Genomic DNA, 18,636 nt, shown 5'->3' with positions numbered 1-18,636 from the left:
GCTACCATGACGTTACCGCTATCGCCGAACCGCCGTTCGCAATGAATGACATGAGCAAACAAGCACCCACCCTTGCGCAGGTCGCGAAAATAGCCGGCGTCTCGCAGATGACCGCGTCGCGCGCGCTCAATGACAAGCCCGGCGTCTCTCACGAAACGCGCGAGGCGGTGTTGAAGATCGCATCGGATATCGGATACGTGGTCAACCGAAGCGCGCAAAAGCTATCGGGCAGCCGCAACGGGATCATCGGCATCATGACGCCCGTGCTCGACAATCACTACGTCGGTGAACTCGTCGTCGGCGTGGGGCGGGCAGCGCGTGCCCAGGGATACGAAACGCTCGTCTATACGCTGTTCGACGAAGACCGCCACTCGCACCGCTCCGTCTTGGGATTGATCAAGCAGTTTACCGATGGGGTCGTCGCGATCTTGCCGCGCGAATCCGCGTACTTCAACGCACTCGCGGCAGCCAACGTTCCCGTCGTGGCGATCGATCAGCGCTGCAGCCTCGACGGATTTCCCTCCGTTTCAGTCGACAGTTACGGCGGTGCCGTGCGCGCGGTCGAGCACTTGGCACAGCTCGGACATACGCGAATCGGTTTCGTCGGCGGGGACGAATCGATCGAGGGCGTACGTGATCGGCGGCGGGGCTATCTCGACGCGCTCGCTCGCCTCGGGCTACCGAGCGATCCGAATCTGATCGCACCGGGCGATCTCTCGCAGATGAGAGCATTCGAGGCGGGCAGTTCGCTACTTGCTCTCTCGGAGCCGCCTACCGCGATTTTCGCCGTCAACGACTTGAGTGCATTCGGCGTGATCGCCGCGGCGCGCGAGCAGGGTCTTAGAGTGCCGCGCGACCTTTCCGTCGTCGGCTTCGACGATATCCCGATGGCATCGCAGGTGCATCCGCCGTTGACGACGATACGTCAGCCCTTCGCTCAGATGGGGCGGGCGGCCGTGAATACGCTGCTCTCGCAAATGGAAAACGACGATGCAATCGCGCCGCGCATCGTGCTGCCGACCGAGTTGATCGTCAGGGAATCAACGGGGCCTGCTCCGCGCTATGCTGTAGGCACCCGGCGCACAAAGAGGAGCGACCATGACCGAACCACATCGCGCTAAGCCGCGAACGCGCAAAAGCGCGCAACCCGCCGCGCGTATTCGCATCGGCATCGGCGGCTGGACTTATGAACCGTGGCGCGGGCATTTCTACCCCGGCGACCTGACGCAAAAGCGCGAACTCGAATACGCGAGCCGCAAGCTGACCTCGATCGAAATCAACGGCACTGATTTTGATTGGCTTCCGACAGCTTCCAACGGCTTCCGGTCTCTCCTGTTTTGTCCAACATTTCAATTACTTATGTTCCTACACAGTCTTTTTTATACCGATAACATCCGCTTGAATACGGGTAGCTAGTTGGGTAGCCTCGAGCGTGTGTGGGTAGCTATAATAAGCTAACACTCCACAGGAGCTATGGCATGCCCAAACAGCTTCACGTTCTGGACGATATCCAACTCCGCGCCTGGATAAGCAGAGGCGAGCCGGTTGCCAAATCGGACGGTGACGGCCTCACCTTTACGCTGTCAAAGACCGGAACCGCGAGCTGGATTCTTCGCTACCGGCTCGGCGGCAACATCCGGCGCGAGTTGACGCTTGGCAACTACCCGGACATGTCCCTCGCCGCGGCACGCAGACTCGCTCGGCAGCACAGGGTCAAGATCGACGGCGGTGGCGACCCAGCGCGCGAGAAACGCATCAAGAAGGCGCGAGCTGCCGCCGACTGGACTGTCAACCTGCTGATCGACGACTACCAAGAAAAGATCATGCCCTCGCTGGCCGCGGGGAGCGCGGCCGCTCGCAAGCGACACTTCAAGAAGTGCATCCGCCCCACCCTTGGCGCCCTGTCCGTGTCCGCCGTGACTGCCGCGGATATCGTGCTCATGATCGAACGCGTCCGCAGCTGGTCGATGGCGGAACAGATTCTGTGCTCGGCGTCGCGCCTCTTTCATCACGCGGTCGGCCGACGCCTCATCAACGCGAACCCCTGTGCTGGCATTTCGCTTGACGCCATCAAGGGAGCCAAGCCTCCTCCGAGAAAACGCGTGATGCTAACAGCCGAGGAACTGCACGATATCTTGTCCAAGATAGATCATGCCGCAGGTCGAAAGTACGGTTTGATGTTTCGCTGCCTGCTCGGGACGTGCGTCCGGACCGCCGAGCTGGTTAAGTCGAAAAAGGACGACTTTGACCTCGACAAAGGGACGTGGTGGGTCGCACCGGAAAACGTCAAGACGCGCCACGGAATGCTTATCCCTCTCGGTCCGGACCTGATCGAATGGATTCAAGAGTTGATGGATATGTCGGGGGACTCGGAATACCTCCTGCCAGGGATGTACACGCGCGAGGGGAGTCATATGGGCGTGACCACCCTGTGGGACGTCGTGTCGGGGCTTCAAGACGATCACGTGTTCGACGCCCGCTACTTCACACCACACGACACCCGCAGCACCGCGAAAGGCCACATGCGCAATCTCGGGGTGTCGAACGAGATCAGCGAACTGGCTTTGAACCACAAACGCAGGGGCATCGAAGGGATCTATGACGTGCGCGAAGAGGTACCGGAACTGCGCGTGGCGCTGCAGTTGTGGTCCGACTTTCTAGTGCGTTGCGAGCGAGGGATAACGAACGTCGCGCCGATCACTTCGGCGGGAGCGTGAAATGCTTCCTGCGTCAGCAACGGTAATGGAACTCAAGCATCAATCGTCTAATGCTCGCGCTCATTAAGCAGCTCCTGCTGCGCGATTACGAGCCCTTCGCCACACCGGATGCGTCACTGCGGCGCATGGGCGATTGCTGCGGTAATGGGGACTTGCGCAGTGCCAATGGCCCCCCCTCCACAGATTCGTGAGACGGGGCGGGGTCGGCTAGGAACAGCCCCACCACCGCACTTCGGCGACTTCAGTCCGATTTCGTCCCGCTGACTTCGCCCGGTATAACGCGGCGTCGGCCGCTCTCGCGAGGTCGTCGGGAAGACGGGTCTCGTGTGCAACGGTCGAGGCGCACCCGGCGCTGATTGTGACGTGCCCCGCGGGCGCCGGTGTTTCGAGGTTAAGACCTCGCACCGCTTGGCGCGCCCGCTCTGCGATTTCTGATGCGCCAAGCAAATCGGTCTCCGGTAGGACGATCGCAAATTCTTCTCCTCCGTAGCGGGCCACAAAGTCTCCCGGGCGCAAGAGCACCTCTGCGAGCGCGCGTGCCACAGCGGTCAAGCACCTGTCGCCCTTTAGATGCCCGAAGGTATCGTTGTATTGCTTGAAATGGTCGACATCCACGATGACGAGCGAGAGTGGCTGAGCCGCACGCTTCGCACGATCGAATTCCTTCGGAAACTGCGCTTCGAAAAAGAGGCGGTTGTAGACGCCCGTCAATGCGTCGCGGACCGCCGCATGTAACAACGAGGCATGCGCGTCAAACAGCCGCCGGTAGAGCAGACAGACTTCCCAGACGAGCAAGCCAACGACGACTCCCGGCGCGAGCATGCTAAAAATCCGGGCGATGTACCAACCCTCGCTGAATCGCGCCATGCTCATGAAATTCAACGTCGTGTCGACGAAGCATGACAGCATCGCGATCATCAGCCATTGATCGAGCAGCACACGCAGCCGCCCTGACATTACTACGACCAGCAGCGCTGTGACATTCAGCGCCCAAGTGACCAGCGCGGCTGGATCTAGCGCAAATGCTTGATTTCTTTCCAACGGATGAAAGGCGGGTGGCAAGCCGCCATACAGTGCGAACAGGCAAAGGCCGGCGCATAGAACGATCGGCCCACCGATGAGCGACCAAGTCCACGGACCGACATCGGACGCACTCACCGGCGTGTGTCCAAACATTGCACGGATCAATGCGGAGATGATGACGAACAGCGGAAACCCGCCGTGCCAGAAAATCCAGATCCACGCAGATGTGTACGGGCCCGCGCCAAAAAGCCCCGTGGAAGTGAAGATGCCCGGAAACGTTAGCAACTGGACCGCCACTGCCAGCGCGCTAAAAGCGTACGCTCCGCCCAATGCGCCCAGCATCGGTTGCCGCGTGGCAACAAACTGCGCAGCCAGCAAGAACGCAGCGATCACCGCGGTGGTAAAGACCGTCAGCGCACACATCGGCATGAAGGGGCCGACAGCGCGAAGCGGTTCGGCGGCACGGGGCGCTGCAATGGCAAAGACGAGAAGAATTAGCAGTGCGGTGAGCCCCACAACAACCGTTTGCGTGCGCGAGGCGCGCTGCGTAAGGAAGCTATCCATGCATACTCACCCGCGTTCGTTATTGAGGGTACGCGGTTCGCTGCGTCGCCCCTGACTTCGTCCGTCCACAAGTCCATGCCCCCTTCCGGCAGGTGTCCCCTACTAACGTCGGAGAGAGGCCGGCGGCGCCGCATCGCATCGTGACCGCCTTGACCGCCTTGACCGCCTTGACCGCCTTGACCGCCTTGACCGCCTTGACCGCCTTGACCGCCTTGACCGCCTTGACCGCCTTGACCGCCCCGAGGATTGCATCACGATCAGACCCAGAAAAGCACAAATCCGCGATCTCGCGAGTCGAGACACTCGCGACCAGCGCCGACAGTTTGCTCGGCTTGAACCAACGGCACTTCGAGATTTCGTTGCTCGGCGCCGGCATCGCCCGGTCATCGAACTCGACGAAATAGACAAAATGACGTTTGGTCAGGCGGCCGAACTCAAACAGGAAAGTGGGTTGTCGTTCGACCAACGACCCGTCCTCCTGTGGCTCACGCCGGACAGCATCAAGCGGCGACTGAGCCCGGCGTATGATTCCACGCGGTAACCACCATCGCGGCCGGTCTCGCGCGTCCAGCAGAAACTTGCCTTTCCGCAAGCAGATAGCGGTCGCTCGATATTTTACGTTCCCCGTGCACGTGTCTTCCTCAGATGCCCGCTCGCCCGCTTCAGGCGTTGGCGGCTTAGCTAGAATATTCCATGTGCGCACGCCAGTTCGCACTTAAACGCATCGGGGCAGCCCTTTGATGTAGACGACGCTGCGATGCAGGGATTGCGGTCACGCCGGTGCCTGCTCTGCGGCGCCGATGCCTGCGCCTGCGCTAAACAGCTGATATCCAAGCAACCGTTCTGCGGTCTCAATTCCGCTTTGAAGATCGCCCATCGTTACGATCTGTCCCAGATCGACGTCGAGTGAGGCAAGTGAGCGAGCGACCTGTGACGACAGGCCCGTCAGGATGACTGTCGCGCCCATTAAACGCGCAGCGCTGGCTGAGCCGATCAGCCGGCCTGCGATGGTCGAATCGACATCGGCCACCCCAGTCACATCCATAACTACTGCACGCGCTCGGTTTGTGCCAATAGACCTGAGTAGCGTGTCCGTCAACTGGCGAGCTCGCTCGGCGTTTAGCGCGCCGACGATGGGAAGGAGCAAAAGGCCCTCGCGTAGCTGAAGCACCGGCGTTGATAGCCGACGAATGTCCGTTTCGCGCTCCTGCAGTTCTTGCTTTTGTCGCGCGAGCTCGGCGTTCGCAGCGCGCAATCGGTTGATCACGTTTTCGCTGTCTCTGACGATTCTGTCTAGCTCCCGTCCCTTGAGCTGGGCCTGCACAAGCCCGGTGACATCTTCGACTCGATGAATAATCCAGCGCACCCGGCCGGCCGAATCCAATACCGGCGTATTGAGTGGACTCCAGTACCGTTCCTCGAAGCCCCCCCCTTCCGAAACGGGGCGGCGAACGTCGTACTTCTGCACCGGCATGGCGTCGGCACGCCGAAGTTCGAGCACACGCTCCAAGGAAGCTCTGAGATTGCTTACGCCACTCGCGCCAGGCTCGTCGGGGTTATCAGGAAAGACGTCAAAAAGGCCGCGGCCGACGATGTACTCTCGCACAGTCATCGTCGCCGCTGCATAGGCATCGTTGACGGCGACAATGGTCAGGTCCGGCGCCAACACAAGGTACAGGCCCGGCGTGTTCTCGAAGATGGCGCGAAAATCCAGCGCGGTGTGCGATTCTGATTGCATCTTTGCCTCATAGGCGTGAAGGCGCGGTTGAAACGCAGTCAGGTTGGACGACCCAGATCGATAAATTGTTGTTCACGTTCGTGCGATCCGCAAGTACAGTCGCGGAGCGCCAGCGGGCGGTCAAATGACGGTTGCCGAATGAATCAACCGCACCGGCGCCGGGAGAAGCAGCACTAGGTTCGGGGGGAGCCCTGCACTGCCTCGTCGATGACGGCTCGGACCGCACTTAACAGATCGTCAGTCGAGACCGGCTTGTAGAGCACCGCGCACGCCGAACCGCGTTGCACAGGCGAGAGCAGAGGCAAAGCGGCGAGGATCATTACCGGAACGTCCCGCGTCGAGGGGTCTTCCTTAAGAAGCCCGCAAAATTCGGCGCAGTCGATGCCTGGCCCCGACGCTTCGGTGATGATCAGGTCGGGTCGTTCGCGCTGGACCCATTCAAGTGCGACTCGGTCATCTTGTGCCGTTAAGACTCTGTAATGCTGCGTTTCCAACATATGCTGCAGGACATCCAGTACGCCCGGGTCGTCGTCGACTAACAGAACCTTAAGCATTTGACGTCCTCCCGGTAGCAGATAAGGATAAGATACCAGTTGCGCTAGGCGCCGATGGGGTCCGGTCCGTTTCGGCGGAATGAAGGCTGCGCTGCTTCGATGCGCAGATTGGCACGGGGCAATGGACGCGTTGCCATATGCGCCCGGCGGGAGCACGTCAACGGTTCACGACATACACTGGTTTCGCGGTCATCAGCAGAAGAAATTGGCCGATCAGGGCCAAGACCATTAGCGGCAACCAAACCCAGGCCAAGACCGAAAACAGCCCAAGTTGAGCAACCGATCCGCCGATGCCATAGACCGCATCGGTACGCCGGATGTTCACATAGATCATCCAACAGGCCATCAAGGTGCCCAGAATCATCAGCACGAGGCCATTTAGCGTGTCCCCATGGCTCTGGATCGACGAATGTCGCCATATGTTGCCTACGGCGATTAGGCCCAGCGCAGCGGCTGTGAGATAGAAAGCCTTCTTCGTGAAGAACGCGTGACCAAACTTTTCCGCACAGTGCTGATTGAACATTGTGATACCAAGAACGAGTGCCGCGATGACAGCGACGACTGCAAGCAGTTTAATAACCAACATATAGCCTCTCCTGAATATGGTTGCCGGACCAGCCGGCAAATGTAGCGCCGGTTTTACGTAGCCACGTCCGCTGATCGAGCCACGTAAGCCGATTACGTGCCTGGTTGCAAGCCCGGCGCACGACGGCGCACGCGATTGAGCTTACGTATCTTCCGGCTCTTGAACGCCGTACACGACGAGCACATGCGGAGGTTCTGGCGCGTTTAGACGCGAGAAAAATCCGCCGACGTAACGAGGGTGAGGCACGAACGACAACGGCGGCTCACTCGTACACAGACTCGGGTCCAGAAGCCTGCCGTCCGCGTCGCGAACGAGCGAATACGCACAGAACTGCGATACCGTCGACAATGCTGGAAGCAAGCCAACCGCGCACGACTAGCGTTCCCGGGTGCGTGCTTAGCCACGCGTCGACCAGCATCGTGACAATTCGGCTTCGGAGGCATGGCGGCTCGAACATAGCGAGTCGGCGGGGCTCGGCGCGCCGCAGGTAGGGCGCTGACCAATGCATCAGCAAGCGTCTCGAAACCGGCGGGGGAAGTACTGATACAAAGTCTCGGTGAAATCATACTGAGCATCCTGAATTTGCCGTCTTTGTCGTCTGGATCGATCCGGCGCCACACGGTGGACGCCATTTCACTGCGCTTTACGTTGCCTTATTCGCTTGACTGCACCAAATATGAACCAAGCAAGCGCAAACGACAGAACGAACGACACGATCAACAACGTGTTGACCACTACATCGCCTTCGCCCTCGACGCCGACCACACCAAAGAAGTTGAGCAGCGGATCGAATGCATCCCATCCATGACCGTACGCCATCCAGCGCCCGAACCAAGGGTTGCGGCCGATCGCGATGGCTATTGGAAACGCAAGAACGAGCGCCGCGATCAGGGAGACAAGCAATCGTTTCATTGGACTACCACCTTTCCGTAATAGAAAAGCTCCGTACCCGGAATTTTCTCGGTCTTCTGCGAGTGCAGGAAGGCCCGCAGTTGTTCGAACTGCGTCGGATGCGTGAGCGTGATGCAACCGTCGCTTTCGCCAAAGCGACCGACCGGGTGAATACGGAAGTTCCCGCGAAGTACCCCTTTTACGTTCATGTAATCGCCGATCGGCGGGCTCGTGCTGTAGAGCGAAAACCACTCGCGCCGATGCGTGTTTGTAATGATGTCGTGAATCGCGTCCTCGACCTCAGGGTAACGTCCGCCGGTCTGGCGATCGATGATGTAGTAGGTGCCGGCTGGAATCGGGCCTTTCTTGGCAACTGCCGTCGCGGCAGGGTCGTTGACGTACTGATCCTTTCCGGAAAACGCCGGAATGCTGCCCAGCCCAGGGCATTGTAGAAACGAGGTTTGCTTCTTATTCAGCGTGTAATGGCAGATGATCGGCATTTGTATTCCATGCTTTGAGTTACCCGATAGCGGCGACCGGCCTGCCGCCGCTGCGCCGATCATAACCGATACACCGCTGTCGGCCCTTCGTGTGTTTTCAGCGCGCTACAACGCCGAGGTTTCCGATGCCGATATGCAATGCTCGTAGTTCGGCGGCTCTCGCGGGAATCGAGAATGGCTTACTGCGCGGCGAGCTCGCCGGCATCCGGATCCAACCAGGCATCGACTTGCGAGGGTTGGATTGAAATGATGCAGCGATCGTGACCAGCAGCAATCTCGGTTGGAGGCTCATCCGTGATCGCCGCAATCGACAGTAGATCGGGCTCGTCTTTGCTTTGCCACCGGGACCACAAGCAAGCCACGAGCATGTCGATGGGCGGGTTCGGTTCGATTTCAAGTACGACATCGGAGTGAGCTTCCAGGGAATATCGCCCGCCTTGGTGAAGAGCGCGATGGCCAGCTCGCCGGGCCAAAGGCGCCCTCAACCGGAAGTTTCGCATTTCCTAACCTGGAAGCATTTGAGCAGGCATCAAAAAGTGAAACAACATCGAATCGCACGGCATCTACCACCAATTCACCACGGTTCTTCAGCCTCGGCCGTTGACGTACTTTACACGCTAATCGTCGCGTCATAGAACAGTCTGCGAATCACTTAGTTCTGAATTCCTCGCTATTTCAACAACGGAAGTTACGCGTGAGGCAATCATTGCCAACGACCGGCCATTGCGCTGAACGGCGATTGAAGGCCAAGCATTGCCGGACTTTCGAACAACTTGCTGCCGCGGGGCCCACACTTCCGAGCCCGGCAGTACGAATCCCGCATCAGTGGCTCGCGCAACCCATTCATCCTCGGCGTCATCCGCGTCGTTTTGATTTCCGGTTAGCGCTTGCAAAAGCGTAGCGTTGATGCTCAGGCTCCGCTCAGTTGCCCAATCGAACAGCGGCCGGGAGGCACGCGTACCGTCGCGGCGCTTCCAGTGTTCACGCATTCGCCTGCCAACATTGCGCGTCTGACCGATGTAGCACGCTCGCTCGGTCGAAGTGTGAGCGACAAGGGCATAGATCCAGAAGTCGTAGACGATACCTCGCCCCACAGTCTGCCCGGCTCGACGGGCCTTCTCATGGGTTGCGAGAAACAATCGGAACCGAAGACCCGCCGCATTCGTCACGGTAACATGTGCGGAGCCGACTCGCGTAATTACCAAGTCCTTCTCTGTCGCGAAGTGCAGCAAGCGGTCCATGTCTACGATCGCTCCGGCATTTACCAGCCGTTGGTAATCCGCTCTTTCAGCCATAGTTCAATGATCGTTGCGCTTCGTTCATCAACTTGCATTCCCCAGGCATAAAGGCGTGTCTTATGGTGTCATCGCTCAGTGAGACTCGACTGCGACACGGCACAAAAACTGAGACACATTTTATCGAATCCACTAACGAAAATGCATACCGCAGTGGCTGCCATTACGCGCAGCAGTAGGCGTGTTGAAAGATGACGCGAAACTCGAACGTCAGCTTTATCGCTCTATCTCGAGAATGGCAAACCGCCCACCCGGCACCTCTTAGGTAGATTCTTAACCTGCTACCAGGTGCTGATGCAGACGCCCGCGTTATCTGCCACCAACGCATGACCGGCACACTGCCCGGTCAACCCGCGGCATGGCATGCACCCGACTCCCAGGTTCCCGCCCTTGACCCGCGACCGTAGCCGATAGCGGGCAGGCATCAAGGGGCGAGGGACCGTGTTGCCCGCACCCCTCCCTCGCCTTCTTCCTTGACGCCTGCCCGCTATCGGCTCCTCCAGTCGCACGGGCGGGAACCCGGGAGCTTGGCGGCAGCAAAGCCAACCCCGAGTTCCACCGGGAGGTGTCCAGCCGCAACGGCAAGGCAACCCTCCCCGCCCGGTTCAGGTCCTCAACCTTGACTGTGGAGATTGCCATGCAACTCGCTTCCTCTTTCCGTTACGACTCCCCGATGTTGCGCGCTGACTCGCCCCTCTCAGACGATCAGATTCGCCGCGTTGCTCCCTCCATCTTCGCGGACGGCAAGCACGAAAGTCGCTCCGAGCGATACACCTACATTCCCACCATCGAGGTCCTGCGTGGCCTGCGCAACGAAGGCTTTCAGCCGTTCATGGTGTGCCAAACCCGCGTGCGCGATGAGGGCAAGCGTGAATTCACCAAGCATATACTCCGGCTGCGCCATGCCGATCAGATCACCGGCGAGGAAGCCGATGAAATCGTAATGCTGAACTCGCACGACGGCACGAGCAGCTATCAGATGCTCGCAGGCACATTCCGGTTCGTGTGCCAAAACGGCATGGTCGCGGGCGACAACATCGCTGATATCCGCGTGCCGCATAAAGGCAACGTCGTCCAGAACGTGATCAACGGCGCGTTCGACGTGCTCGACGGGTTCGACTTGATCCGCGAGCAGAAGGACGGTATGTGCGCTGTGACGCTCGACCGCAACGAACAACACGCGTTCGCCCGCTCCGCCCTTGCGCTGCGCTACGACCCGACCGACGCGGAAGCACCCGCCCCTATCACCGACAGCCAACTGCTCGCCCCGCGCCGCTTCGAAGATCGCCGCGACGACCTTTGGACCGTCTTTAACCGCGTGCAGGAAAACCTCACGAAGGGTGGGCTGCACGGCCGCTCGCGCTCCGGCCGCTCCATGTCCACGCGTCCGATCACCGGCATCGACCAGAACGTGAAGCTTAACCGCGCTCTTTGGATGCTCGCCGATGCCATGCGCCGGATGAAGGCGTAGCGACTTCGGGGCGGCGCACCCACGCCGCCCTGGCTCTCAGCCTTTGCGCCAGAACGCCCGTCGGGTCGCGTTCTGACGCATTCGCACCGCAGTGGCCCGGCACATTCTTTCCAACTTTCCGGAGTCAATCATGCAAGCCCAAAATATGGAAACCGTCAGCGCCGCCGTTGACGCCACCGAATCTGCAGTTATCCTCGAAACGAACTTCGGCGATGAGCAGCCAGTCGTGACCGTGCCCTATTCGAGCCTACGGCGCTCGCCGCTGAACGTCCGCACGAAGCCTCTGGCAGGAATCCCCGGACTCGCCGCCAACATCCGAGCGAAAGGGTTGCTGCAAAATCTCGTGGTCCACGAAATCAAGGGATCGCGCGGGAAACACCGCAAATATGGCGTTTGCGCGGGCCAGCGCCGGGAAGCCGCACTCGACCTGCTGTTCGAGCAAAGGCATATCGCCGCCGACTATCCAGTGCCCGTGCGGATCGTAAGCGAAGGCGAAGCGCTCGCAATTTCGCTGATCGAGAATAGCGAGCGCGAGGGACTGGATCCCTTCGACGTGCTGCGTGCCTACCGGATGCTGGCCGAGGAAGGCCGCAGCGTCGATTACATCGCCGCACTCTTTTCCGCCTCGCCCATCACTGTCAAACGGCGCGTGAAACTCGCCAACGTATCGCCCAAACTGCTCGCGCTGCTGCGCGAGGATGCGATCACGCTCGACCAACTGGCCGCACTCGCCCTTGCAGATGACCACGAAACCCAGGAACGTCTCTGGTTTGACGCGAACGAGTGGCAGCGTCAGCCGCACTATTTGCGACAGGCGATCACCCGCGCCGAGATCGACGCGAGCCGAAGCCGTCTCGTGCGTTTCGTTGGCCTCGCCGCCTACGAGGCTGCGGGTGGCTATGTGCGTCGAGATTTGTTCAGTGACGACGAAAACGCGGGCTACATTGCCGACGCCGACCTGCTGCAACGCCTGGTCGCACAGAAGCTTGATGCAGCCACCGAGGAAGTCCGCGCCGAAGGTTGGGGCTGGGTCGAGACTCGTGTCGAGCGAGACCCGCTGGAACTGAACCGCTACGGCAAACTGCAACCGGCCCAGCGGCCGCACACCGAGGACGAGCAGCGCGAAATCGACGCGCTCACGGCGCAGCGCGATGAACTCGCGGAAAAGCTCGACGCACTGTCGGAGGACGATGAAAACGCCTACGAGGAAGCCGAACGCCTCGACCTAGAAATCGAGCGGGCGAATGCTGCAATCACGGCGATTGAAAACCGCGCCGTCCTGTGGGACAAGTCGCAGATGGCCGAGGCTGGCGCATACGTGATCGTCGGCCCGCAGGGCGAACTCACCGTCGAGCGGGGCCTCGTGCGGCGCGACAACTGCCTGGCGCTGGACGCAGCAGGTGCGACCGTCACGGGTATGCCCACAGCCGACGCCCCCAACGGAGCGGGCACACAGGCCCCGAAGATCCAACCCGTCCACAGCGCGAAGCTGTGTCAGCGGCTGACCGCGCACCGCGCCGCCGCCATCCACGCCGAATTGGTCGCGCAGCCCACCGTTGCACTCGCAGCGCTGCTGCGCCACCTGATCCCGCAGGCGCTGCCCGAGCACTATGGCTATACGTCCGCGCCGGACTATCTGACCCTGTCCGGAGAGAACAATCGCGACCGGCTGCTGCGTGCGGCAGACGACCTGCCCGAGAGTCAGGCATGGGGCGCTATCGAAGCGCAGCGCGCACGGTGGGTCGAGGAACTACCGGCGAAACGATCCGTACTGCTCCCTTGGCTGATGCAGCAAGACCCCGGCACGACGTTGCTCGATCTACTCGCGTTCTGTACCGGTACGCTACTCGACGGCATCGCAGGCGAGGAAAAGCCGCTTGCCATCAATGCGCTCGCGGATGCGCTGAACCTCGATATGACCAAGTACTGGAAGCCGACTCGCACCACGTATTTCGAGCATGTCAGCAAGGCTCGCATCGCCGAGGTCGTGTCCGCCGCCGTGTCACCGAAGGTGGCCACCGATCTCGCAAAGATGAAAAAGGCGGACGCCGCAGCCGCCGCCGAACTGCGCCTCGCCAACGTCGCATGGCTCCCGGAAATCCTCACCGACCGCGATGCCCCGGCTATGCCCTCGTGGGCTGTCCGCGAGGACAATGAGGATGAGGACGACGCCGGTACCGGGGAAGATGGCGGCGGTTCAGAGAGCGACGAGGATGCGGACGCTGAGTCGGATACTGGCAACGGCGAGAAGCACGCTAACAACACGCCTCGCGACCCGGAAGCGCCTTCCGCTACCCACACTGAACAGCCGCCGTGGCCATTCCCAACCGCCACTACGCTGAACTCGGAGCAAGCTGACTCGCGCGCCGCGTAGCATAGACCCTTTCGCCCGAGAGTGCGACGCATCAGACGGCAGCGCCCTTTATGGCCTGCCGTCTGCCTGCCGGAACTGCACTGCACGACAGTCCGCGCCAGCCACATGGCCCCCGGTCCACCAATCTGCGCCTCCGCCGACAACCAGTAGCAGACAGAACGCGGCACCGCCAAACCCCAATAGCCGATGCATCGAGCGCGCGAAACGCTTTTCCATTCGCGTCGCCATCGCCTCCACCCGCGCCGCCGACGCCTCAATCGTCCGCTCGAACGTGTTGATGGTGCCATCCAATCGCTCACGTTGCTCGCGTGCCGAAATCGCCGCCGCACCGATCAGCCGGTTACCTGCCGCGCGCGAAACCCGATTCGACATGCGCTCGATCAAGGCCGTCATCGCCGTCTCATTCACGCTTGCGAGCGCTGCCCGATACCGCGCCTCGTGTTCCTGTATCAGTTTCTCCGCCAATTGAATCGTCGCTTTGCATCGCTCAAGCGCATCGTGATGTTGCTGCATCAATGCATCGGTCGCACCACCGACTTCCCGGCGTGCCGCTTCGAGACTTCCCTCGCTTGCCCATCGGATACGTTCGGGCATGGCCTCGTACAGCCGTGCGTAGTATTCGAGCACAGCAATCATCGCCCATAGCGCGTCGTTGTCACGTAGATTCAGAGCACCGGACACGCGGCGCATGCGAGCTAAGCTGGCTTCGTCCGGAACATCGCCCGACACCTCTCGAAATAGGCGGATGAGCGGATCGACGGACCTTGACCGCCTATTGCTCACGGTCTGGCCCGTCCGTGCCGATCACCTTGGAGAACATGGCGTCGCACAACTCACGCCAGCGAAACAGCTCCGCGCGCTGCCCGATTTGCATCGTCTCCGCCGCCTTGCGGATCGAGATACGTTGACTGCGCAACTCGTCGGCAACGCGATCGGCAAGATCAGGGAAATCAAGCGATCGGCCCTTCGTCTCGATCGACTTGCGAAGCTGCGATTCCTGATACAGCGCGAACTTGTCGGGCGTGCCGAAGTAACCATTGCGAACGACGTGCGTCACGGTATCCGGGAACGTCTGCCCGAAGATGTGCAGCAACTCCAGACTATCGCGCTGCCGGTTGATCACCCACAGCACGACGAGTTGTCGCTCCAGTTCGTCGAGCGTCCGGGCCAGTGTCCCGCCGTATCGGGCCACGCCTGTCTGATTGCGCGCCGCCGTGTTCACGATCACGGCAGCGCCCCTGTGCGTATCGCAAAAATTGACGAAGCCGATCCAGCCGTCCGCATCGTCGAGGTCATACGCTGCGCATTTCATCTCATCCCGAAGCGCTTTCATGACATCAGGATTCGACGTGTCGGTTTCGACCAAAACGGCGTGGGTGTCCCGCCGCTGCAGGTGATCTGCGAGAGCGAGCGTCACCATGCTTTTGCCTACACCGCCCTTGCTACCACCGACCAGATATATGGGTTGGGTCGTATCCATGCCAAACCTCCTATAGGTTTTCGATATCAGGTCTGATCTCAAACGAGAACGCGTCCTGAATTTGCATCGATCCCGGCTGACTTACGCCCCTTTCCCTTTGTTGTCGTACATCGTCACGGGCATTGCCTGCGCGCTTTCCGGCTTTCTTTCGACCCGACGGCGGTTGTCCTGGACTTTTGCCCCGTGTATCGGCTACCTCGGAGTTTGCATCGGCAGGCGCTGGGCGATATAGCGCATATTTGACCGCGCCAATGCTAACGTCGATCCCGTTACGCCCGGCCTCCTGGACAATCTCTTCGAGCGTATAGCCTTTCGCCTGCGTAGCAGCGATCTGTGCTCGCTTCTCCTTCATCGCGTCGCTGACCGTGACGCGTTGCTCGTGCCGGGGTTTCTCGGGCAATGCTTCCAGCGCACGGAAAAAGTCGTCCCACTCCGCCCGCGTATAGCTCTTTGCACCCCGCACGATTCGCTCCCATACGTCACCTTCGAGGTCATCATGCGAACCAATAAAAGGCTCGTCAATACCTTGTCCGACGCACAAACAGCACGTGCGGAAGCGCTTGGAATGCGCGGGAAATCGACGGAACAGAAAAATATTTTTTCGACTTTTGCAAGCGAACAACTTTTGAAGGTCGAGCCTCGCAGAATGGAACAACTGACACTGCAAACTACCGCACGGTGGCCAACAAACCACAGGCCCTGCAAGCCGCGAACTAGGGTCGCCGAGCATGCAGCCGCGACAGACGAAGCCGACAAACTCGAGCGTTCGCACCGGCAGATTTTATGGGGCACCGATACTGACTACTTAACCGCACATCGCAAACCGAGCCGTCGAAATGAGCCGACATCTGGCTGCAACCGGTCAGACTGCGACTACCGATTGAAACGACGCACGGAAGTGCCCTTCCCAGATTCGTTGCCAAGAACTTACGAACTGCAGCGCCAAACGGAACGAACTCACGGTGCCCATCTCACGATCTTAGCTAGAGCAGCCATCGGCACAGACCGGAGATGCGAGCAGACTTTCTGCAGAAAGCCAACGGAATGGCATGAACGACCTCGCAGACTCGACGGACAGGCCTCACGGAAAGCGTCGAACTAAGCGACGGAAAAACGATATTGCAAAAGTGATGGCAGGATAGGCTATCGCCGGTTTTGGGCGCCATGTACCTCTCGACTTTGATCCACCAAATCACTGATGCTCCGGCGCTTATACTCCACGTTAGGCAATCGACACGACGCCTCGGCGGACGTCCCAGTGGTATCGCGGATTGTTCACCGTCTCGACGGCATAATCGTTCGGATCGAGCCTCGGCAAAGTCACATCGCCATCGGAGTAGACAGTGCAACCTTGTTACGACCAGTGGCCTTCGCGTTGTACAGCGCTTCGTCAGCCGCGCGAACGACTGCTGTCACATCTTCGTCCTGTTCCGGCGTCCATGCAGCCGCACCGGTACTGGCCGTGACACGACCGAACTTACCGCCCGCATGTTCAATGGCAAGGTCGCTGATCGCCGCACGGATTTTCTCCCCAATCGACGCAGCGCCTTCTGGGCTGGTGTCCGGCAGAACTACCACGAATTCTTCGCTGCCGTACCGGGCGGCGCTATCTGCCGGTCGGCGGATGTTCTCGCCGATGCACTTGGCGACAGCGGTTAGCGCGTCGTCCCCGGCCTGATGGCCGTAAGATCGGTCTTCGTCACGAAGACGATGACATGTGCAGCTCGCGCGACGAGCGATGCGACGAGCGCCGCCTCGGGCAAGGTCAGCTCCGATGTCGCCGAGATCAGCACGAGCGCAAGATCGCAGCAGTGGTCCGGCGTGATAACGCCATCGCCGCCAGGGCGGAGCGCTCCCAGTCCACGCCGAGCGTATCGATCAGCACGAAGCCATCCGCGAGCGAATCTGCGAGCATGGCCTCGTTCGCGCGCAGGCGGCACGCCTCGAGCGCGCTCACGGTAGGCCTGGGCAGCGGCAGACGATACCGCTCGACGATCGTCTGCATCGCCTTCCGGATTTGCCGGATGTTGTCGAGCAGCAATTGACGGTGCACCGGTACGGCGTCAGCGATCCGGGTAGGAAACGGCGAGCCGAGGACGGCAGGATCGAGACAATGGAGTGCCTCGCACAGGCATGCGTCAACCTTGACCAAGGCGTCGCCGACGCGCGCTGCGTATTCGCGCGGAAACGTACCGGTGCGCCGACGGCTTTCCATGACGAACCTTTCAAATCAATCCTTCGAGCAGGCTTGCCAGCAACTTGCTCCATCCGCCGCACCAACCAATCGCGGCGATCAAGGCACCCCGGTCCTCGTCAGTATCCGTGTCGCGGTGGATCCACCGGAATGAGTTCTCGAAGTTCGCCAGATGGGCCCGGATCGCCTCGACGTAGGTATGCTGAGATCTGATGTCGTTCGAGCGCTGCTGCCCCAGTGCCTCGATCAGATGAGGGCGGCACAGCACGGGACCGTCTTTCCCAGTGCAGCGACTGCAGACGAACGGCTGCCAGCCGCGGCGGTTCTCATCGGCAAAGCGCCGCGCGTTGCTCGTGTCGCGCCCCTGTGCAAGCCGCTCGGGCGGAGCGCTAGCTTCGGAGCGCTCGTCATACCGAAGGTCGCACATATGGCACGGCCCTGTCGCACGCAGCAGGTAGCGGCAGACGTTCACCGGCACGAGACCGTGCATTCCCCGGTCATCAAGCACGTTCACAGCGCGCTGCATCAGTGCGCCGTAAAGGATTGAGCAGCCGTGAATGAGGTGCGGACGGAAGGCAGCCTCGACGATGAAAAACGCCAAACCATGGCGCGCACAAAGGCCCCAGTGAGCGTCGAGCCGCTGGCGGACGTCAGGGTCCATGATGCTGCCTTGAATAAACCACCAGAGGAAATCCACCTCCCCATCCGACAGCACGCACCCGCGTGCGAAGTCCGTGTTGCCGTCGTCGTGCATGGCTACGCTCCTTCAGCTTCGCAGTGAGGCCACGAGGCGCTTCGGCTTCAAGAGCAGCCCCAGCGCGTCGACGGCGTGGTGAACCACGATGTCGGCGCTCTCGATCGCTTCGACCGCCGCGCCTTCCATGCCCAGGACGACGATGCCGAGTGCCGCGAGCCGAAGCGCGACCGCGTCATTGCGGCCGTTGCCGATCACGGCGGTTCGGTTCGCGCCAAGGCTCTCGATGTACCCGCGCTTTGCCTCGGCCTGATGCGGCTCGCCAGACAGGCAAACAATTTCGGCCGGCCAGCCGGCGACATGGTCGCGCGCGTCGCCGTAGGTGTTGCCGGTCACGATATGCAGCATAAGTTCGTGCGCGAGCACGGACAGCCGTTCCTTCACGCCGTCGAGCGGCTTGCCGTCAACGGCGAGGGTACCGTTGTAGTCGGCGATGAGATGAGCGAGCGTCAGTTCGCCGAAGCCGGGGATGTCGATCGTGATCACGATGCTCTC

The 18,636-nt window shown here is 60.6% G+C and carries 18 protein-coding genes and 3 pseudogenes; 5 read left to right on the top strand and 16 right to left on the bottom strand.

Features of this window, described 5'->3' with window-relative positions:
• The first annotated feature begins 50 nt into the window (after positions 1 to 50).
• The 3 genes and pseudogenes from C0Z18_RS13075 (at position 51) to C0Z18_RS13065 (ending at position 2,717) form a co-directional block, all read left to right on the top strand.
• The gene (locus tag C0Z18_RS13075; protein ID WP_102645906.1) at positions 51 to 1,121 is read left to right on the top strand and encodes a LacI family DNA-binding transcriptional regulator; all 1,071 of its coding nucleotides are present in this window, start codon (positions 51 to 53) and stop codon (positions 1,119 to 1,121) included.
• Positions 1,099 to 1,287, top strand: a pseudogene (locus C0Z18_RS13070) (DUF72 domain-containing protein); the annotation flags it as partial. The gene C0Z18_RS13075 and the pseudogene C0Z18_RS13070, both read left to right, overlap by 23 nt.
• Positions 1,288 to 1,478: 191 nt before the next feature.
• Positions 1,479 to 2,717: a tyrosine-type recombinase/integrase gene (locus C0Z18_RS13065; protein ID WP_102645827.1), complete on the top strand. Its 1,239-nt coding sequence runs from the start codon at positions 1,479 to 1,481 to the stop codon at positions 2,715 to 2,717.
• Positions 2,718 to 2,924: 207 nt separating this feature from the next.
• Here C0Z18_RS13065 and C0Z18_RS13060 read toward each other — a convergent pair whose 3' ends face one another.
• From C0Z18_RS13060 to C0Z18_RS13015, 9 genes and pseudogenes are all read right to left on the bottom strand, one after another.
• On the bottom strand, positions 2,925 to 4,304 hold the full coding sequence (locus C0Z18_RS13060) for a sensor domain-containing diguanylate cyclase (protein WP_102645826.1): 1,380 nt from the start codon (positions 4,302 to 4,304) through the stop codon (positions 2,925 to 2,927).
• A gap of 19 nt (positions 4,305 to 4,323) precedes the next feature.
• Entirely contained in the window at positions 4,324 to 5,007 is a 684-nt protein-coding gene (locus tag C0Z18_RS13055) for an NUDIX domain-containing protein (RefSeq protein WP_233217296.1), read from the bottom strand.
• A gap of 69 nt (positions 5,008 to 5,076) precedes the next feature.
• The gene (locus C0Z18_RS32955) at positions 5,077 to 6,042 is read right to left on the bottom strand and encodes an STAS domain-containing protein (protein ID WP_158244234.1); all 966 of its coding nucleotides are present in this window, start codon (positions 6,040 to 6,042) and stop codon (positions 5,077 to 5,079) included.
• A gap of 173 nt (positions 6,043 to 6,215) precedes the next feature.
• Entirely contained in the window at positions 6,216 to 6,596 is a 381-nt protein-coding gene (locus tag C0Z18_RS13045) for a response regulator (protein ID WP_102645824.1), read from the bottom strand.
• A gap of 157 nt (positions 6,597 to 6,753) precedes the next feature.
• Positions 6,754 to 7,182: a hypothetical protein gene (locus tag C0Z18_RS13040; RefSeq protein ID WP_102645823.1), complete on the bottom strand. Its 429-nt coding sequence runs from the start codon at positions 7,180 to 7,182 to the stop codon at positions 6,754 to 6,756.
• A 633-nt stretch (positions 7,183 to 7,815) separates the two neighbouring features.
• Complete coding sequence (locus C0Z18_RS13030; RefSeq protein ID WP_102645821.1) at positions 7,816 to 8,094, bottom strand: hypothetical protein; 279 nt, start codon at positions 8,092 to 8,094, stop codon at positions 7,816 to 7,818.
• The gene (locus tag C0Z18_RS13025; protein ID WP_102645820.1) at positions 8,091 to 8,573 is read right to left on the bottom strand and encodes a DUF2778 domain-containing protein; all 483 of its coding nucleotides are present in this window, start codon (positions 8,571 to 8,573) and stop codon (positions 8,091 to 8,093) included. Before C0Z18_RS13025 ends, C0Z18_RS13030 begins: the two co-directional genes overlap by 4 nt.
• A 179-nt stretch (positions 8,574 to 8,752) precedes the next feature.
• Positions 8,753 to 8,992, bottom strand: a pseudogene (locus tag C0Z18_RS13020) (SOS response-associated peptidase family protein); the annotation flags it as partial.
• Positions 8,993 to 9,202: 210 nt separating this feature from the next.
• A complete protein-coding gene (locus C0Z18_RS13015) occupies positions 9,203 to 9,868 on the bottom strand; it encodes a GIY-YIG nuclease family protein (protein ID WP_102645819.1) in 666 nt (221 codons plus the stop codon).
• Positions 9,869 to 10,505: 637 nt separating this feature from the next.
• On the opposite strand from C0Z18_RS13015, the gene C0Z18_RS13010 reads away from it, so the two are divergent.
• Together C0Z18_RS13010 and C0Z18_RS13005 are read left to right on the top strand one after the other, a co-directional pair.
• Positions 10,506 to 11,339 carry a DUF932 domain-containing protein gene (locus C0Z18_RS13010; RefSeq protein WP_102645818.1) on the top strand — a complete coding sequence of 278 codons (834 nt, stop codon included), beginning with the start codon at positions 10,506 to 10,508 and terminating at the stop codon, positions 11,337 to 11,339.
• Between the two features lie 130 nt (positions 11,340 to 11,469).
• Positions 11,470 to 13,713, top strand: coding sequence for a ParB/RepB/Spo0J family partition protein (locus C0Z18_RS13005; RefSeq protein ID WP_102645817.1), 2,244 nt, complete (start codon positions 11,470 to 11,472; stop codon positions 13,711 to 13,713).
• Positions 13,714 to 13,761: 48 nt separating this feature from the next.
• Here the strand turns inward: C0Z18_RS13005 and C0Z18_RS33835 are convergent, their stop codons facing one another.
• From C0Z18_RS33835 to C0Z18_RS12970, 7 genes and pseudogenes are all read right to left on the bottom strand, one after another.
• A complete protein-coding gene (locus C0Z18_RS33835; RefSeq protein ID WP_332888210.1) occupies positions 13,762 to 14,106 on the bottom strand; it encodes a hypothetical protein in 345 nt (114 codons plus the stop codon).
• A gap of 379 nt (positions 14,107 to 14,485) precedes the next feature.
• Positions 14,486 to 15,193, bottom strand: a complete 708-nt coding sequence (locus C0Z18_RS12995; RefSeq protein WP_102645815.1) for a nucleotide-binding protein — start codon at positions 15,191 to 15,193, stop codon at positions 14,486 to 14,488.
• Between the two features lie 10 nt (positions 15,194 to 15,203).
• A complete protein-coding gene (locus C0Z18_RS12990) occupies positions 15,204 to 15,848 on the bottom strand; it encodes a hypothetical protein (protein ID WP_233217295.1) in 645 nt (214 codons plus the stop codon).
• A 665-nt stretch (positions 15,849 to 16,513) separates the two neighbouring features.
• Positions 16,514 to 16,882, bottom strand: a pseudogene (locus C0Z18_RS12985) (GGDEF domain-containing protein); the annotation flags it as partial.
• A gap of 97 nt (positions 16,883 to 16,979) precedes the next feature.
• Positions 16,980 to 17,408, bottom strand: a complete 429-nt coding sequence (locus tag C0Z18_RS12980; RefSeq protein WP_102645813.1) for a hypothetical protein — start codon at positions 17,406 to 17,408, stop codon at positions 16,980 to 16,982.
• A 10-nt stretch (positions 17,409 to 17,418) separates the two neighbouring features.
• Positions 17,419 to 18,141 carry a hypothetical protein gene (locus C0Z18_RS12975; protein WP_102645812.1) on the bottom strand — a complete coding sequence of 241 codons (723 nt, stop codon included), beginning with the start codon at positions 18,139 to 18,141 and terminating at the stop codon, positions 17,419 to 17,421.
• 12 nt (positions 18,142 to 18,153) lie between these two features.
• Positions 18,154 to 18,627 (bottom strand): HAD family hydrolase, encoded by a 474-nt coding sequence (locus C0Z18_RS12970; protein ID WP_102645904.1) that lies wholly within the window; start codon positions 18,625 to 18,627, stop codon positions 18,154 to 18,156.
• Between the last annotated feature and the right edge of the window lie 9 nt (positions 18,628 to 18,636).

The organism is Trinickia dabaoshanensis (assembly GCF_002879885.1).
GTDB classification, from domain to species: domain Bacteria; phylum Pseudomonadota; class Gammaproteobacteria; order Burkholderiales; family Burkholderiaceae; genus Trinickia; species Trinickia dabaoshanensis.
Note: the sequence above shows the minus strand (reverse complement) of the source record. Positions and strands in the feature narration are given on the sequence as shown.

Excerpts from the sequence above, each read along its gene's own strand:
- C0Z18_RS12975 (WP_102645812.1), bottom strand. The coding sequence starts at position 18,141 with ATGCACGACGACGGCAACACGGACTTCGCACGCGGGTGCGTGCTGTCG.
- C0Z18_RS13075 (WP_102645906.1), top strand. The coding sequence starts at position 51 with ATGAGCAAACAAGCACCCACCCTTGCGCAGGTCGCGAAAATAGCCGGC.
- C0Z18_RS13060 (WP_102645826.1), bottom strand. The coding sequence starts at position 4,304 with ATGGATAGCTTCCTTACGCAGCGCGCCTCGCGCACGCAAACGGTTGTT.
- C0Z18_RS12980 (WP_102645813.1), bottom strand. The coding sequence starts at position 17,408 with ATGGAAAGCCGTCGGCGCACCGGTACGTTTCCGCGCGAATACGCAGCG.
- C0Z18_RS13065 (WP_102645827.1), top strand. The coding sequence starts at position 1,479 with ATGCCCAAACAGCTTCACGTTCTGGACGATATCCAACTCCGCGCCTGG.
- C0Z18_RS12995 (WP_102645815.1), bottom strand. The coding sequence starts at position 15,193 with ATGGATACGACCCAACCCATATATCTGGTCGGTGGTAGCAAGGGCGGT.
- C0Z18_RS13045 (WP_102645824.1), bottom strand. The coding sequence starts at position 6,596 with ATGCTTAAGGTTCTGTTAGTCGACGACGACCCGGGCGTACTGGATGTC.
- C0Z18_RS13015 (WP_102645819.1), bottom strand. The coding sequence starts at position 9,868 with ATGGCTGAAAGAGCGGATTACCAACGGCTGGTAAATGCCGGAGCGATC.
- C0Z18_RS33835 (WP_332888210.1), bottom strand. The coding sequence starts at position 14,106 with ATGACGGCCTTGATCGAGCGCATGTCGAATCGGGTTTCGCGCGCGGCA.
- C0Z18_RS13040 (WP_102645823.1), bottom strand. The coding sequence starts at position 7,182 with ATGTTGGTTATTAAACTGCTTGCAGTCGTCGCTGTCATCGCGGCACTC.
- C0Z18_RS32955 (WP_158244234.1), bottom strand. The coding sequence starts at position 6,042 with ATGCAATCAGAATCGCACACCGCGCTGGATTTTCGCGCCATCTTCGAG.
- C0Z18_RS13030 (WP_102645821.1), bottom strand. The coding sequence starts at position 8,094 with ATGAAACGATTGCTTGTCTCCCTGATCGCGGCGCTCGTTCTTGCGTTT.
- C0Z18_RS13005 (WP_102645817.1), top strand. The coding sequence starts at position 11,470 with ATGCAAGCCCAAAATATGGAAACCGTCAGCGCCGCCGTTGACGCCACC.
- C0Z18_RS13025 (WP_102645820.1), bottom strand. The coding sequence starts at position 8,573 with ATGCCGATCATCTGCCATTACACGCTGAATAAGAAGCAAACCTCGTTT.
- C0Z18_RS13010 (WP_102645818.1), top strand. The coding sequence starts at position 10,506 with ATGCAACTCGCTTCCTCTTTCCGTTACGACTCCCCGATGTTGCGCGCT.